This window comes from Streptomyces sp. NPDC047042, from assembly GCF_040644035.1.
In the GTDB taxonomy this organism is placed as follows: domain Bacteria; phylum Actinomycetota; class Actinomycetes; order Streptomycetales; family Streptomycetaceae; genus Streptomyces.
Window position 1 is genome coordinate 57193 of record NZ_JBEYVP010000022.1, and the last position, 15494, is coordinate 72686.

Here is a 15494-nt window from a genome sequence, read left to right on the forward strand (position 1 = left end):
GGACCGGACCGGACTCTCACGACTCGACTGCGCACCGCAATGTTCTCCGGTGGGCCTTAAGCCGCCCTTGTGGGCATTCGCGGGTCAGAGCGCGGCTTCGAGCCGTACATGCCCGGGCGTTGACGGCAGTTCCCGCAGGTCGTGCTCGAAGTCGGGTGCCTCCTCCGTGCCCCCGGAGGTCCGGAAGCCGAGGGAGGGGTAGAAGGCCCGTACGCGGTGGTTCTTGGCGGTGGGCCGGTAGGCGGCCCGTACGGCGGGCAGCCCGAGTTCGCGGGCCCGGCCGAGTACGGCAGCCAGGACGGTCTCCTCGATGCCCCGGGAGAACACCCGGCAGCTGAGGATCATGTTGTCGAGGTGCAGGGCCTCGGGGCTCAGGCGGGCGAACACCGCGCCCACCAGGCCCTGGTCCCCGAACCGGTCGGACGTGCGTACCGCGAGGACCCAGTGGTCCGGGTCGTCCAGCCGGGTCCGTACGTCGGCTGTCTGGAGCCGCTGCGTGGTGAGGTTGAACTGGTTGGTGCGCAGGGTCAGTTGGGCCACCCGGGCGACCTCGTGCTCGCGCACCGGGGAGAGTTCGACCCTGACTCCCAGCTCCGCGAGGTACGCGGCCTGTGAACCGGCGCTGTCCAGCAGCGACTTGCGTGCCGCCTCGCTCCGGTACTGGCCGGCGCGGGCCCGGTCCTCGGCGGTGAGTTCCCGGACGTCGAACCAGCCGTCGGCGAGGAGCCGTCCGATGTGCGAGGCGGGCTCCTCGTCGAGGGGGATCACCGCGACCTCCGGCAGGCTCGACCTGACCAGGCCTGTCTCGAAGGGCGAGTCGTCGACGAAGACGAGGCTGTCCGTACCGAGGTTGAGCCGGTCCGCGATGTCGCGGAGGTTGCCGTCCTTGGGGTTCCAGTCGGCGTTGACCCGCACGAAGTCCTCCTCGCGCAGCACCATGTCGGGGTGATCGCGCAGCACTTCGAGCACCGGCTCGCGGTCGTTCTTGCTGCTGATCGCCAACAGCACGCCCTGCGAGCCGAGTTGCTTGACGACCTGCTGGAACCGGCCGAACGCCTCACCGCGGAAGGTGGTGGCGGCGGCGATGCCGTCCTTGCCGTCGTCGCCGAGGATTCCGTCCCACAGGGTGTTGTCGAGGTCGACCACCAGGACCTTCTTGGTCCGGCCGCGCAGGGTTCGGGCGAGATGGCCCAGCTCGCGGGCGTAGCGTCCCAGCAGCTCTTCGCCGAGCTGGGCCCTGGCGTACGTGGCCAGTCTCTCGTCGTGGACCGGGCCGCCCGCCGCGAGCAGCGGGTCCAGGTCCACCACGACGACGCGTTCGTGCCGGGCCGACAGCCGCAGCAGTCCTGCGTTGAACTCCCGCCATGCGGCGCCCAGTTGAGCCCGCGATGCGAGGTCGACCAGCTGGTGGGTGTGGGCGCGCAGGAGCGGGACGGTGTTGAGTACGAGGGTGCCGGTGCCGTGCCGCATGTAGTGCGCGGCGAGCCGGTCCACCATGGCCAGGGTCTGTGCGGAGGCCGCTTCGACGTCCGCCGCGCGCCAGGGCGAGGGGACGGAGTGGAACACCGCCTCGGCGTCCAACACGCAGAGCACCAGGTCGGGTTGGGCGGTGTAGAGGGGCCCGTCGAGGTCCTGGAGCTCGGTGATCCAGCCGTCGTAGTCGCCCATCAGCGGGTTCAGCAGCAGCCCGTGGCGGGCGAACTCCCCGGTGAGCGGCGGAAGAAGGGCGCCGAGGGTGGAGCTGCCGGTCACCGAGACCGTCAGCACCGGGGTGTCGGGGTGATGGCGGAGCACTTCCGCCCGGTCCAGCCGGGCCAGCAGCCGGCCGGCCCGGGCCAGGTCCTCCGGTTCCAGCCCGGCCAACAGGGCCGCCACGGAGGGGTGTTCGAGGGCCAGCCGGCCCTGGCCGGCCAGGGTGCGCAGTCGGTCCAGGGAACCGGCCGGTTCGTCGGCGACGTTTGCAGCGTTTACGGCGCTTACAGCGTTTACGGCGTTTGCGACGGCAGGCGTCATGGGTCTCTCACACTTCCGCTTCGTGGAGTGTCGTCGACCGGCCGGCACCTCAGTGCTTGAGGAGCCACACCACCCGGTCGTAGGAGGCCAGGTGATAGCCGATCAGGATCACGGCGAGAACGATTCCCGCCGTACGGGCCCCGGCGACGTACAGGGCGAGGGCGGCGCCGAAGAAGATGGACAGTTCCAGTACGAGCCGCAGCGCACCCGGGGTCGCGATCACCGTGTCCCCCGAGCGGGCGGGGTCGCCCTGGGTGGCGAAGACTCCCCACAGGACGGCCGCGAGCAGCGGCGCGGCCACGACACCGACCCACCGGAGGCTGGGCGGGAGGGACTTCCAGGCCCAGTAGCCGAACGAGCCCAGCGCGGTCAGTTCGAGGAGGAACCGGATCGCCAGAGCCGCTGGTCGAAACCCCATGTCGTGCAGTCCTTCCGAGGAGAGATGGTGCTCACTGCCTTGCCGGGCCGAACGGCGCCAGATCCAGCCGCTGTCGTCCGCTGCGAACGGCGTCCTGCAGCTGGTAGTAGACGCCGCCGAGGATCTTCTGCTTGAGGAAGTTGTTGCGGTTCACGACCCGGTAGAGTCCGCGCCGCATCGTTACGGCGGGGCGCCCGGAGAGCGCGAACGCCCGTTCCTGGCGCAGTTGGAGATTGCGCGCCACGGCGACGGACGGTTCCCGCAGGCGTTGCAGTTCCGTACCCGCCGCGTCCAGTGCGGGGCCGGGGTCCGCTGCCTCGAGGGCGGCGGCGGCCAGTGGTGCGAGCGTGGCCGCGTCGATGATCGCATGGTTGACGCCCTGCCCCAGGACGGGGGTCAGCGTGTGCGCCGCGTCGCCGATCAGCACCAGCCCCGGCATCGACCAGCGCGGCAGTACGGTGGTGAAGATCTCCAGCATCGAGGTGTCGGACCACTTCCGCACCTGCGCGCGGACCGACTCGGAGAGTTCCGGGGCGAGTTCGTCGATGCGTTCGTGGAGCGCGCCGATGCCGAGCTGCCGCAGGTCCCGCAGGCCGTCCTTGGGGATGTTGAAGCCGACGCGGATCAGGTCGGGGAAGCTGGGGATGAACAGGGCGTGCCGGTCGCCGCTGATCCGCACCCGGTAGGTGTGCGGGTCCCAGCTCTCCGGCAGCGGGACCTTGAACCAGATGAAGTCGCGTTCCAGCGGCCGTTTTTCGTAGGTCAGCCCGGACAGCTCGCGGATCTTGCTGAACCGCCCGTCCGCACCGACGACCAGCGAGGAGCTGATCTCCAGGGGCCCGTCGGGGCCGTTGCAGGCCACCCCGGTCACCCTGCCGCCCTCGCGCAGCAGCCCGGTGGCGGCCGTACGTCGCAGCAGCCTGAAGCCGGGGTTGCGCGCGGCCTCCTCGGCGAGCGCGTTCAGCAGTACCGGCTGCGGCAGTTCCATCGGATACGGGTTGGGGCGGCCGAAGGAGGAGAACTCCCCGGCGAGGACGACCCTGCCGCCGTCCATGATCTCCATGCGCTCGGTGCGCAGGGTGCTGGCCATGACCGTGTCCAGTACGCCGAGCCGGTCCAGCAGCCAGACGGAGTCCGGCGAGATCGACTCGCCCCGGAACGAGCGCTCGAAGTGCGGGCTCTGCTCGACGACCGTCACCTGGCACGAGCGCCTGGCGAGTTCCAGGGCGAGGGCGAGTCCGGCGGGTCCGCCTCCCACCACGCAGACCTGCGTGGTCAGTGCAGTTGTCATCGCCTTGCCTTTCTGGGGTGCACAGCCGAGGTGGAGCGGTGGAGCGGTGGAGCGGTGGAGCAGTGGAGCAGTGGGTGGCACTGATCGTTCGCGGCGCGCCTAAAGCTGCGCTTGCGGGGGTGTGGCGCGCGGCGGGCTTTAACGCGCCTACAGGCCCGCTCCCTACGGTCACGCACGAGGAGCGTCAGCGTCCCCACCGCCGCGATCACGAGGAGAAGCACATGACGACGAACACCGCCGGGGTCGACCACTCCGCCGACTCGGCCGATCCCCCCGCGGATCCGAGGAGATGGTGGATTCTCGGCGTCATCTCGTGTGCCCAGTTCATCACCGCCATCGACTCGTCCGTCGTCAACGTGATGGGGCCCAGGCTGCAGGAGGCCATCGGTCTGTCGACCACCGGTCTGCAGTGGGTCATGAACATCTACGTCCTGCTGTTCGGAGGCCTGCTGCTGCTCGGTGGCCGCCTCGCCGACGTCGTCGGGCGCAAGCAGGTCTTCCTGGTCGGCCTGCTGGTCTTCACCGCCGCCTCGTTCGCGGCGGGCTTCGCCCAGAGTGAGAGCCAACTGCTGCTGGCCCGCGCCGCCCAGGGTGTCTCGGCGGCGGCCCTCTCCCCGGCGTCACTGTCGATCCTGGTGACCTCGTTCCCCGACCCGGAGGAGCGGAACAAGGCGTTCGGGGTCTGGGGGGCGGTGATCGGCATCGGCGCGAGCATCGGCACCATCATCGGCGGTGCCATCGCCAACTCCGACTGGCGCTGGGCGTTCTGGATCAACGTGCCGGTCGGTGTCCTGGTCGCGGTCGGCACGTACGTGCTGGTGCGTGGCGGGAAGCGGCCGGCGCAGCGCCCGCCGACCGACCTGGCCGGCGCGCTCACCGTGACCGGCGGGCTGATGCTGCTGGTCTACGGGATCGTCACCAGCGACGCCCATGGGTGGACCTCGGCGCGGACGGCGGGTTCCTTCGCCGGTGCGGTGGTCCTGCTGGCCGCGTTCGTGGCCGTGGAGCGCCGCGCCTCGGCTCCGCTGGTGCCGCTGCGCCTCTTCCGGACCCGGTCGGTGGTGGTCGGCGCCCTCGGTGAGTTCCTCACCGCGTCGATGATGATGCCGATCTTCTTCCTGCTGCCGCTGTACATGCAGGAGGTGCTCGGTTACACCCCGCTGCAGACCGGCCTCGCGTGGCTGCCGACCAGCCTGGGCCTGATGATCTGCGCCCCCATCGCTTCCCAGCTCATCACCAAGACCGTCACGCCCCGCGCGATGTATCTGACCGGAACGGTGATTCTGGGCGGGGTCCTGGCCGTGGCCATCGGCATCCCCCAGCACGGCGGCTACGTCCGCTTCATGCTGCCGCTGTCCGCGCTGTTCGGCGTGGGCCTGGTGCTGTGCCTGATCGCCACCCCCGTGGTGGGCACGGCCCACGCCACGGAGGAGGACGCGGGGACCACCTCCGCGCTGCTCAACGCGTCCACGCAGATCGGCGCGGCGTTCGGCATCGCCATCGGCGTCACGGTGCTGAACAACCGGATGACCGACGAGATCGCCAAGGGCACGGCCTCGAACGCGGCCCTGGTCCACGGCCTCAGCGCGGCCTTCGTGGCCCTGCTGGTGATGCTGGTGCTGAGCATGCTGAACGGCGCGTTCGGCTTCCGCGACCTGGGCACCCCGAAGACCGCACAGACGCCCCACTCGGAAACCCCGGAACCGAACACGGCCCACGTCTAGGCCGACCTGCCGGTCGCCCCGCCCCGACAGCGACTGTTGTCCGAGCGGGCGATCGGGCCGTCCACCGGAGGACGGCGCCCGCGCTCTCCGCGACAGCGGTGCTGTCCGAGCGGGCGGCTGCTCGCTGTGCGCCGGGCGCATGCCTCGTACGTGGGCCTGCGCCCGACACACTGCAAAAGCGAGCCGGCGCCCCTTCGCCACCGGGCCCCAGGCCCACTCCAACCATCCCCGTCGTCCGCGCACAGCCCGGAACCAGCGGCGCCACGGCGGGCCCTGGGCTGCTCTGCGGCGACCCCCGGCGCAGGCGGACCACCGCCGGCGGGCCCCAGGCCCACTACACCGGCACGTGTGCACCGCGCGGCACATCGACTCGCCGCGTTGCCTCAGGGACAACCAGCGGCAACGCGGCAGCCCCTGGGCTGCTCTGCGACGACCCCCGGCGCAGGCGGACCACGGCCGGCGGGCCCCAGGCCACTACAACCTCCCCCTCGTCCGCGCACAGCGCGGAAGCACCGGCGACCGGCACGTGTGCACCGCGCGGCACATCGACTCGCCGCGTTGCCGCAGGGACAACCAGCGGCAACGCGGCAGCCCCTGGGCTGCTCTGCGGCGACCCCCGGCGCAGGCGGACCACCGCCGGCGGGCCCCAGGCCCACTACAACCTCCCCCTCGTCCACGCACAGCGCGGAAGCAGCGGCGATCGGCCGCTCCGCGGCAAGGGAACAGCTGCCGGGCCGCCCCTCTCTGGGGTGGCCCGGCAGCTGTTCTCTTGTCGTGGCGACGTCTTGTTGTCAGGTCCTGGCCGGCGTCGCCGTCGGCGACAGCGACGACAGCAGGTGGGTGAGTTCTGCGAAAAGCGGGTTGTGCCGGTCTCGTAGAAAGAAGTGGTCGCCCGGCAACGTTCGCATTCTGAAGCCGCCCGCTGCGTAGCGGTGCCAGCCCCGTACCTCCGCCGGGGTCACCAGGGAGTCGTGGAGGCCCGCGAAGGCGTGGATGGGTACGGGGACTCCCGAGTCCGGCGTTTCGCGAGCGCTGGCGCACAGGCGTAGGTCGTCCCTGGTCACCGGCAGCAGCGCCGAGAGCCATTCGGGGTGGTCGAGCAGGAGCGGCGGAATGCCGCCGAGGCTGATCAGGCTCTCCAGCAGTTCGTTTTCGTCGGCGTCGGCCGCCAGTTCCCGGGGTGCCGGCAGATGCGGGGCGCGGTAGGCGCTGAGGAGGAGGCAGCTCGGGAGCCGTGCCCCCCTGGCATGCCTGCGCTGGGTCAGCGCGAAGGCGATGAGGGCGCCCATGCTGTGGCCGAAGAACGCGTGCGGCTGCTCCAGAAGCGGGCCGAGTTCGTCGTCGAGGTCGTCGACGAGCGACTCGAGATCCGTGAACCTGGGCTCCCCGGCGCGGCCCTCACGGCCCGGCAGCTGAACCGGCATCACCCGCACATGCTGACCGAGGTGGCGCTGCCAGCCCGAGTAGATCGAGGCACCGCCGCCCGCGTAGGGGAAGCAGAACAGGCGCAGCCGGCCCGTGTCCTCCGGTGCCGGTCCCGCGTGACCCAGCAGATAGCGCGTCATCTCCGTGGTACTCCCCTCTCCGGTCCCGCGCCCGTCGCGCGCCGGCGCTGTGCTCCTTCGAGAGTGCGGCCGAGCCGCTGCGGCTCCCTAAAGCCGTGCCCTGGAGGAAGTACAGAGAGGAAGTACAGAACAGAACAGAGGCCGTTGGCTGAAAATCGACCCCCGGGTTTCATCCATCTGTCATACCGGCCAACTACCAGACAGGTGCCGGAATATGGCAACATCCCAGTTCTTGAAAGTTTTACTTGATCTTGCCGCCTCTGACCTCTGTGGCCTCAATGCGATTTATATGGTTCGCCTTGAGGACGTGAGTTGGTCCCGATTGCGGATCTGTGAGGGCGTGATATGAGCGCTGAGTCCGACAAGCCAGGCTCCCGTTTCCACATACTGGGCTCGCTGGAGGGCTGGTACGCAGGGACGCGGCTGCGCCTCGGAGGGCCCATCCAGGAGCGCGTCCTGGTCACCCTGCTCCTGGAAGCCAACCGGGTCGTCCCGCTGCCCCGGCTCGTGGAGTCCGCCTGGGACGAGAAACCGCCCGCCACAGCCCCGCACCAGATCCGCAAAATCATCGCAGACCTGCGCCGACGCATTCCCGACGGCACCGCCGTCATCCGCACCGAGGGCGCCGGATACCGCGCCGCCATCACGGACGATCAGCTCGACCTGAACCTGTTCACCGCCCACGTACGCAAGGCCAAGGAGGCCGCAGCCGCAGGGCAACGGGCCGACGCGGCAGACCGGTTGCGCGCGGCACTGGATCTCTGGCGGGGCCCGGTCCTGGCCGGGGCCGGCGGGGCGGTGATCCGCGCCGCGGGGGCCGCCCTCGAGGAGCAGCGGCTCGCCGCCACCGAGCAGCTCATCGAGATCAGGCTCGGCCTGGGCGAAGCCGCGGACCTCGTCGGGGACCTCCAGCGGCTCGTACGGGAACATCCCCTGCGCGAACGGCTGCGCGCCTGGCTGATGCTCGCCCTCTACCGGTCCGGCCGGCAGGCAGAGGCACTGGAGGAGTACAGGAAAGTCCGGAGGCTGCTCGCCGATGAGTTGGGCGTGGACCCCGGCGCGGAGCTGTCTGATATCCATCAGCGCATCCTTCTAAACAGCCCGGAATTGGCCATTGCGCCGCAGGCGGGCCCCGCGCCACCGCCCTCCATCGCGCCGATAGCGCCCTGTTCACTGCCTTACGACTTGCCGAATTTCATTGGGCGGGAAGAACTGCTGCGACAGCTGACCGAAAGCGCGACCAGCTCCGCCGACCGAAGTACGAAGATCATCACCATTGAGGGCATGGGCGGGTGCGGCAAGACGGCACTCGCCGTGCGGGCGGCGCACGCGCTCGCCGACCAGTACCCGGACGGCCAGCTGGCCATCGACCTGTGCGGTTTCACCCCGGGTCAGGAGGCCCTGAAACCGGAAGTCGTCCTGGACGTCCAGCTACGGATGCTGGGGGTGCCCGGCGACCAGATACCCGACGATCTGCTCGGCATGATCTCCCTCTGGCGGGTGACCACGGCGCAACGCCGGCTCCTGATCCTCCTCGACAACGCGCTCGACTCGGCGCAGGTGAGACCACTGATCCCCTCCTCGCCCGGCTGTCTGGTGCTGGTCACCAGCCGGGTCCACCTCACCGGCATCGAGGGTTCGCGGTCCTTTCCCGTCGGACTGCTCTCGCCACGGGAGAGCGCGGACCTGCTGGAGCGGGCGCTCGGGACCGAACGGGTCTCCGCGGAGCCGCAGGCGGCTCACGAACTGGCCCAGCGGTGCGGATATCTGCCGCTGGCGCTGCAGATCTCCGTGGGACGGCTGGTCAACAGGCCGCACTGGACGATCCGTTACCTCGTCGACCGGATGAGGTGCGAGGCCCGCAGGCTCGAGGAGCTGAGCGCCGGTGACCGGAGCGTCGCGGTCAGTCTGAGGCTGTCCTATCTCGCGATGGAGCGGTCCCACCAGGCCGCCTTCCGGCTGCTGAGCATCCATCCGGGCCAGGAGGTCGACGTCTCGACGGCCGCGGCCCTGCTCGGCACGTCCGCCGCGGAGGCCGAGGCCTTCCTGGAGCACCTCCTGGACGTCCATCTGCTGGGCCAGCCCGACGTCGGCCGGTACGTGTTCCACGACCTGGTCCGCAGCTGCGCCCAGAGCCTGCGGGAGGAGTGCCCGGATCAGGCCGACGAGGCCGAGGCGGCGCTACTGCGGCTCATGGACTACTACGTGCAGGCGGTCGAGGCGGCGTCGGAGACGCTGTATCCGGGCCGGGTCCGCTATGCGACGGGTTTACCCAGTGGGACGGCCGACCTGCCGGTTCTGGCCACCGTCGACGCGGCCCTGTCCTGGTTCGAGCGTGAACGCAGGAACCTGCGCGCCGCCGTTCAGCTCGCCCAGACGAGGGGGCTGCACCGCCACGCGGCCTGGCTGCCCCGCAACCTCGGCCAGTACCTGCAGAACCAGGGACACCTGACGGACAGTCTGAACCTCGGCCGCATCGGCGTGGAGTCGGCCCGTATGGCGGGGGAACCGCTGCTGCTGCGGCTGGCCCTCACCAACCTGTCCGTGGCCCTGTGGCACATGTGCCGCTTCCAGGAAGGAGTCGCCTACCTCGACCAGGCGCTGACGCTGGCCACGGAGATCGGTGACCGCCATGGCGAGGCGGCGTGCCTGAGCAGGCTGGGGGTGTTCCACAACAGCCTGGGCGAGTACGCGAAGGGCCTTGGCCACCTGCGACGGGCGCTGTCCATGCACCAGGAGCTGGGGAGCCCGCGCGAGGCGGCGGAGACACTCGTCAGCATCAGCTCGGCGAACCTCGTACTCGGCCGGTACGCCGAGGCCTCCGCCGCGGCACACCACTCGCTCGAGCTCAACCAGCAGCTCGGCGAACTCAACGGCCAGCTCATGGGGTTGGTCAACGAGGGGAAGGCGCGGCTCGGGCTCGGCGAGAGCGAAGCGGCCCTGACCTGCCTGACGCGGGCGCACGAACTCAGCCGACGCCTGGGTACGCCGCGGACCACAGCCGTGGTGCTGGCCCGGCTCGCCGACGCCTATCTGCAGATCGGCCGCCGCCAGGAAGCGTACGAGTCGGGGCGTCGCGCTCTGGACCTGGTCTGGAGCGAACATTCGCCCGCTTTCATGTCCACCTTGGAGAACGTTGTCGGCCGCGTCTGCAGCGTCGGCGGGGAGCACGCGCAGGCGCTGCGAAGACATCAGCGCGCGTACAGAATGGCCTCGGACATAAAATTCTGCCTCGGAATGGCAGAGGCTCTCGAAGGAATGGCTTTCGCGGCCGCCGCACTCGGCGATACCGCTCAGGCCGCGCAGCACTGGGACACGGCGAAGGCGCTTTTCGAGCGTATGGGTGTCCCGGATCACGCCCGTCGCCCGTTCCGGCGTATTCAGCGGGCACTGGAAAGCGGGTTTCCCGGGCTGGACGCCTCATCGTCGCATTCACCGTCCGACAGGATCGCTTAAATGTGACGTGCGACACTCGCCCACCCGGTCGAGCAGACCGGTCGAGTGGCCGGGGAGAATTCACTCCCCGGCATCCTCAGGGCAGCGTGGGAGCCGCCCGGATTATTTTCCGGGCGTCCATGTCCATGGCTTGACGAACGTCCGTCGAGTGAAGATTCTTAACTTCATCCCACACGGCATCCGGGCAGTTCAGTGGCGAAGTTGGGGCTGATCTCATCGTCGCCGCACAGCCTGTCCACATGGTTACTCATCAGTGCCTCCCCTGGTGCGTGTTGCGCTTTTCAACAGCCTGCGTAGATCATCACCGCGGCCATTCCCAAAAAGTTCCCCTGGCGATACTGAACGGGTTCGGAACGGGTTCGGAACGGGTTCGGGATGAGCCTGGGACCCGATGGGAATCGAAAGCAATCATGCTGGGCCGCAAACGCCGTTCCCAACGGAAAAGGTGTCGTCGCAAAGCTTCTCAAGTGGCCCACATCACATGCTTCAACGCTCACGAGAAAGGATTCCCGTGGCGGTACCAAGCCTGGAAACAAGTCATCAGGAGCGTTGGCAAACCTCCCTCGTCATGGTGCCGACGAAGCGGTCGGACATCCCCGCGGACATCCCCGCCATGTCGTTCACCCGCCATCTGGTGCACCGCGCGAGCTCATTCGAAGGCATCATGCACGGCAGCGCCACACCGGTGGCCCAGCACTTCACCCTGTCCATGGCACTGCCCCAGCAGCGTCCGGATTTCGGCGGCGCGCCCCGGTCCGGGCTGTTCCACGACATGCACCTCCCGTTGGAGGCACTGCGCCGCTCGGCGTTGTTCGTCGCCCACCGCTACTTCCGGGTGCCGGCGGAGCGGGCGGCGGTGTTCTCCAGCACCGACTCCGAGGTCACGGCACTCGCGCCCTGGCGCCGGAGCGGCGGGCCGGCCCAGCTGACGATGGAGCTGACCTTCAGTCCGGTCGACGTCGTGCACGGTGTGCCGCGCGGGCTGGAATGCGAGAGCACGCTCCGCATCGAGGGGTCCGTGTGCGGTACCGCCACCGCACGGATGGAGTTCCTGGCACCCGACACAGACCATCACGGGTCCACCGTCGAACTGCTCGAGGGCTCGCGGGAGATGGCCTTTCTGCTCGCGGCCCAACTGGGCGGATTCTCCGTCGGCAGCTGCATTCTGAGCCGCTGGAACGCCCGGCTCGAGAGCTCGGCCGCCCCAGGGCTTCCGGCGAGCTGCACGGCCTCCTCCGGCGCGCTGCGCAGGGAACCCGACGGACGCCCCGCGCTGCCGCTGACCCTCGTCTTCTCCCAGGGCCCCCACCGCATCGGGACGGTGGGGGCCGTCGTCCTCCAGGACTGCTGAATTCGCGTACAGCTGCATCTCCGTACAACCGCATCTCCGTACGAACGACTGCGTTCCACCCAGGGGGGTGTGTCCGACATGCCTTACACAGTGCGTCCCGCAGCGGACGGGAAAACCGCGGGGACGACGTTCAGGGTCCTCGGCCCGGTCGGTATGGCGCCGTCTTCGCCCACGGCGCCGAAGGTCCGGGTGCTTCTCGCGGTCCTGCTGCTCAGGGCCAACGAGGTCGTCCCCACCGACCAGCTCATCGACGAGCTCTGGGGTGTCGCACCGCCACGGACCGCGGTGACCACCCTTCAGGTCTATGTCTCGCAACTGCGCAAGCTGCTGGCGACGGGCTCGCCGCCCGGGACCGACCAGGCGGCGCGGCTGCACACCGTGTCCCCCGGTTACCGGCTTCACGTGGACGAGGAGGAACTCGACCAGCACCGGTTCGAAGCGCTGCGGCTCGGCGGCAAGGAGGCTTACGAACAAGGGGAGTTCGGCAAGGCCGCCCGGCTGCTGCGCGAGGGGCTGGAGCTGTGGACCGGCCCGGCCCTGTCCGGAATCCCGCACGGGCCGATACTCTCCGCCACGGCCGTGCGGCTGGAGGAACTGCGGATCAGCACCCTGGAACAGCGCATCGCGGCTGATCTGCGGCTGGGCCGGCACCGGGAACTCACGGGCGAGCTGCTGGGCCTGATCGGCACCCACCCCTACCGGGAGACGCTGTACGCCTTCCTGATGACGGCGCTCTACCGGTCCCAGCGGCAGTCCGACGCCCTCCAGGTGTTCGCGCGCGCCCGTAAGTCCCTGGTGGGCGAACTGGGGGTGGAGCCGGGCCCGGTACTGCGCGGTCTGCACGAGCGCATCCTGCGTTCCGACCCCGAACTCGGCTGGAAGGAGCCTCCGGTCGCCGAGCCCGTCGCGAACGGTGCCGTCGATCCGGTGGTGTGGCTCCCCTCGGCCGCGGCCGATTTCACCGGGCGCGAGGACGAACTCGCGACGGCCGTGAAGCTGATCCGCGAGGTCACGGGAAACTGGCCGTCCCCCGTGCTGGCGGTCAACGGCCAGACGGGAGTGGGCAAGACCGCTTTCGCCCTGGAACTGGCCCGCCAATGCGCCGACATGTTCCCGCACGGCCGGATCCTGGTACAGCTACGCGAGCCACAGGGCACCCCACTCAAGCCGTCCCAAATCATGGCGGAGCTGCTGCGCCACCTTGACGGGACTGGTGGGGTGCCTGGATCCGGGCCTGGGCCCGGGTCCGGATCGCGGCCGGGATCTGGGTCGGAGTCCGGGTCCGGGGCGACGCACGGGTCGGAGTCCGGCTACGGGTCGGGGCCCAGGTCCAGGTCGGTGCCCGGGTCCGGGTCCGGCTCCGGCTCCGGGGCGATGCCCGGGTCGGAGTCCGGCTTCGGGTCGGGGCCCAGGTCCAGGTCGGTGCCCGGGTCCGGGTCCGGCTCCGGCTCCGGGTCAAGGTTCGGGTCCAGGTTCGGGTCCAGGTCGGGGTCCGGGTCTGAGTCCGGGTCTGAGTCCGGCTCCCGGGCCGGATCGGGGTCGTGGTCCGGATCGGGGTCCGGGACGGGGTCCGAGTCAATGCCCGGGCCGGGGTCCGGGTCCAGGTCCGTGCCCGGGTCTGAGTCCAGGGCTGAGTCCAGCTTTCGGGCCGGGTCGGGGTCGGGGTCCTTCTCCAGGTCCGGGAGGGGGTCCGAGTCAATACCCGGCTTCGGGTCCGGCTCCAGGTCGGGGTCGGGGTCCCGCTCCGGGGCCGAGCCGGGGTCCGAGTCAATGCCCAGGCCGGGATCTGGGTCCAGGTCGGTGCCCGGGTCTGAGTCCGGCTCCAGGTCCGGGCCGGGGTCCGAGTCAATACCCGGCTTCGGGTCCGCGTCCGGGTCCGGCTCCGGGGCGGGGTCGGGGTCCCGCTCCGGGGCCGAGCCGGGGCCCAGTTCCAGGTCGGCGCCCGAGGCCAAGTCGGCGCCCGGCTCCGGGTCCGGGCCGGGGTCCATGTCGGGGTCCGGGGCCGGGCCGGGGTCCATGTCGGGGTCCGGGGCCTGGTCCGGGTCCGGGGCAGGGGTCATGTCCGGGACCGGCGGGGTCCCCGATCCCCGTGCGCTCGGACTTGCCCTTCACCGGGTGCAGCAGGGGCGGAGGCTGCTGATCGTTCTTGATGGGGCGGTGTCCGAGGAGCAGGTTCGTCCGGTGCTCGAGGCCGTGCCCGACAGTCTGGTCGTGGTCACCAGTCGGCGGACCCTGGCGGGGCTCGGCGGGACCTGGCATCTGACGCTGGACGAGCTGCGGCCTGCCGAGGCCCAGGAACTGCTGGTCGCGGTCGGCGGGGACAGGATGGCCGGCGATCCGTCGGCCGCCCGGGAGATCGCCCGGCTGTGCGGCGGGCTGCCGCTCGCCCTGCGCGTGGCCGGCGCCACGCTGACGGCCCGGCCGCACTGGTCCCCGGCGAGGCTGGCGGGACGGCTCGCCGACGACAACGCCGGCCTCGACCCCTTCGTACTGGGGGATCTGGATGTGCGGGCCGCCCTGCTGGTGGGGTACCGCGAGATCGGCCCCGCCGATCGTCGGACCTTCCGTCTGCTGGCGTCGGCCCCCGGGTCCGGCTTCGCCGTATGGGCGGTGGCGGCCCTGCTCGACGTCCCGCCTGCCGCCGCCGAGCAGGCCGCCGAACGTCTGGTGGACGCCCGGCTCCTGACGGTGCGCAGAACCCCCGGCGGTACACCGCGCTTCAGCCAGAACCGGCTGCTCCGGGCCCTCGCGAGGGAACAGCTCGTAGAGGAGGAGACGTGCGGGGAGCGCCGGCTGGCGATCGAGCGGCTGTGCACGACGTACCTCGCTCTCGCCCGCCACGCCGACCGGCTGCTCGCCCCGGGACGAAGACCCCGCCTCCGGACGACGAACGGGGCGGACAGGGCGGACAGGGCGGACAGGGCGGACAGGGCGGCGTACGGGGCCACCGCGGCGAACATCCGTGACACACCCCTGCACTGGTACGAGGAGGAGCTGGACGGACTCGTCGACGCCGTGCGCCAGGCCCACGGAGCAGGGCTGTGGCACCTGGTGTGGGAGCTCGCGGACGCGTTGGCCGGCTACTTCGAGGCCGCCGCCCTGTGGGAACCATGGGCCCTGACCCACGAACTGGCCCTGGACGCGGCGGGCCGCGCGGACCGGCCGGCGGCGCGCGCCGCGGTCCTGCACTCACTGGGAAACCTCGCCTGGCAGCAACGGCGTACCCGGCAGGCCCTGGAGCACCACGACAGCGCCCGCGCGATCTTCTTCGAGCTGTCCGATCCGGCGGGGCAGGCCCGCTGTCTGGTGGGTGCGGCGGACGTGGCCGTGAGCGAGGGGGACACGGCACGGGCGGCGAAGCTCTACGCACGGGCCTCGGACCTGCACCGCCACCGGGCGGACCCGCGCGCCCAGGCGGACATCCACCGCGGCCTCGCCCTCGTCGCGCTCCTACGCGGCCGTACGGAGGACGCGCTGCGGGGGCTGGCGGATTTCGTCGAGGCCGCCGAACGGCTGGGCGACCGGCGGTGGGCCCGGTTCGGACGTCGGAGCGCCGAACGGCTCCTGGAGCACTCGGCGGACCAGGGGCCGGGCAGCCGGCCACAGCCGCTCCCCGCGGTGGAAGCCAGGCCCGGTGTCTGGCTGTTCGGTGACGACACACCCTGATGAGACGTCA

At 70.5% G+C, this 15494-nt stretch carries 9 protein-coding genes and 1 pseudogene; 5 read left to right on the forward strand and 5 right to left on the reverse strand.

All coding sequences use genetic code 11. The annotated features are described in order from the left end of the window. Positions 1 to 84 precede the first annotated feature (84 nt). From ABZ855_RS25645 to ABZ855_RS25655, 3 genes are read right to left on the reverse strand one after another with little or no spacing between them, the layout of a single operon-like run. A complete protein-coding gene (locus tag ABZ855_RS25645) occupies positions 85 to 2013 on the reverse strand; it encodes an HAD-IIIC family phosphatase (protein ID WP_360810557.1) in 1929 nt (642 codons plus the stop codon). 49 nt (positions 2014 to 2062) lie between these two features. Further along, the gene (locus tag ABZ855_RS25650; protein WP_360810559.1) at positions 2063 to 2431 is read right to left on the reverse strand and encodes a YrdB family protein; all 369 of its coding nucleotides are present in this window, start codon (positions 2429 to 2431) and stop codon (positions 2063 to 2065) included. A gap of 31 nt (positions 2432 to 2462) precedes the next feature. Next, positions 2463 to 3722, reverse strand: coding sequence for an FAD-dependent oxidoreductase (locus ABZ855_RS25655; protein ID WP_360810561.1), 1260 nt, complete (start codon positions 3720 to 3722; stop codon positions 2463 to 2465). 221 nt (positions 3723 to 3943) lie between these two features. Here ABZ855_RS25655 and ABZ855_RS25660 point away from each other — a divergent pair, with 221 nt between their 5' ends. After that, a complete protein-coding gene (locus tag ABZ855_RS25660; protein WP_360810563.1) occupies positions 3944 to 5446 on the forward strand; it encodes a DHA2 family efflux MFS transporter permease subunit in 1503 nt (500 codons plus the stop codon). Positions 5447 to 6237: 791 nt separating this feature from the next. On the opposite strand, the gene ABZ855_RS25665 is transcribed toward ABZ855_RS25660, so the two are convergent. Beyond that, positions 6238 to 7011, reverse strand: a complete 774-nt coding sequence (locus ABZ855_RS25665) for a thioesterase domain-containing protein (protein ID WP_360810565.1) — start codon at positions 7009 to 7011, stop codon at positions 6238 to 6240. 345 nt (positions 7012 to 7356) lie between these two features. Between ABZ855_RS25665 and ABZ855_RS25670 the strand changes: the two genes are divergently transcribed. The 3 genes and pseudogenes from ABZ855_RS25670 to ABZ855_RS25680 all read left to right on the forward strand — a co-directional run. Next, positions 7357 to 10467: a BTAD domain-containing putative transcriptional regulator gene (locus ABZ855_RS25670; RefSeq protein WP_360810567.1), complete on the forward strand. Its 3111-nt coding sequence runs from the start codon at positions 7357 to 7359 to the stop codon at positions 10465 to 10467. A gap of 568 nt (positions 10468 to 11035) precedes the next feature. After that, positions 11036 to 11818 carry an AfsA-related hotdog domain-containing protein gene (locus ABZ855_RS25675; protein ID WP_360810569.1) on the forward strand — a complete coding sequence of 261 codons (783 nt, stop codon included), beginning with the start codon at positions 11036 to 11038 and terminating at the stop codon, positions 11816 to 11818. A gap of 153 nt (positions 11819 to 11971) precedes the next feature. Then, a pseudogene (locus tag ABZ855_RS25680) lies at positions 11972 to 12661 on the forward strand (AfsR/SARP family transcriptional regulator); the annotation flags it as partial. A 467-nt stretch (positions 12662 to 13128) separates the two neighbouring features. Here the strand turns inward: ABZ855_RS25680 and ABZ855_RS25685 are convergent. Next, positions 13129 to 13878 carry a hypothetical protein gene (locus tag ABZ855_RS25685; RefSeq protein ID WP_360810773.1) on the reverse strand — a complete coding sequence of 250 codons (750 nt, stop codon included), beginning with the start codon at positions 13876 to 13878 and terminating at the stop codon, positions 13129 to 13131. Here ABZ855_RS25685 and ABZ855_RS25690 point away from each other — a divergent pair. Next, positions 13877 to 15484: an NB-ARC domain-containing protein gene (locus tag ABZ855_RS25690; RefSeq protein WP_360810756.1), complete on the forward strand. Its 1608-nt coding sequence runs from the start codon at positions 13877 to 13879 to the stop codon at positions 15482 to 15484. The two genes, ABZ855_RS25685 and ABZ855_RS25690, sit on opposite strands and share 2 nt — an antisense overlap. Positions 15485 to 15494: the final 10 nt, after the last annotated feature.

Excerpts from the sequence above, each read along its gene's own strand:
- ABZ855_RS25645 (WP_360810557.1), bottom strand. The coding sequence starts at position 2,013 with ATGACGCCTGCCGTCGCAAACGCCGTAAACGCTGTAAGCGCCGTAAAC.
- ABZ855_RS25655 (WP_360810561.1), bottom strand. The coding sequence starts at position 3,722 with ATGACAACTGCACTGACCACGCAGGTCTGCGTGGTGGGAGGCGGACCC.
- ABZ855_RS25675 (WP_360810569.1), top strand. The coding sequence starts at position 11,036 with ATGGTGCCGACGAAGCGGTCGGACATCCCCGCGGACATCCCCGCCATG.
- ABZ855_RS25670 (WP_360810567.1), top strand. The coding sequence starts at position 7,357 with ATGAGCGCTGAGTCCGACAAGCCAGGCTCCCGTTTCCACATACTGGGC.
- ABZ855_RS25685 (WP_360810773.1), bottom strand. The coding sequence starts at position 13,878 with ATGACCCCTGCCCCGGACCCGGACCAGGCCCCGGACCCCGACATGGAC.
- ABZ855_RS25650 (WP_360810559.1), bottom strand. The coding sequence starts at position 2,431 with ATGGGGTTTCGACCAGCGGCTCTGGCGATCCGGTTCCTCCTCGAACTG.
- ABZ855_RS25690 (WP_360810756.1), top strand. The coding sequence starts at position 13,877 with ATGTCCGGGACCGGCGGGGTCCCCGATCCCCGTGCGCTCGGACTTGCC.
- ABZ855_RS25665 (WP_360810565.1), bottom strand. The coding sequence starts at position 7,011 with ATGACGCGCTATCTGCTGGGTCACGCGGGACCGGCACCGGAGGACACG.
- ABZ855_RS25660 (WP_360810563.1), top strand. The coding sequence starts at position 3,944 with ATGACGACGAACACCGCCGGGGTCGACCACTCCGCCGACTCGGCCGAT.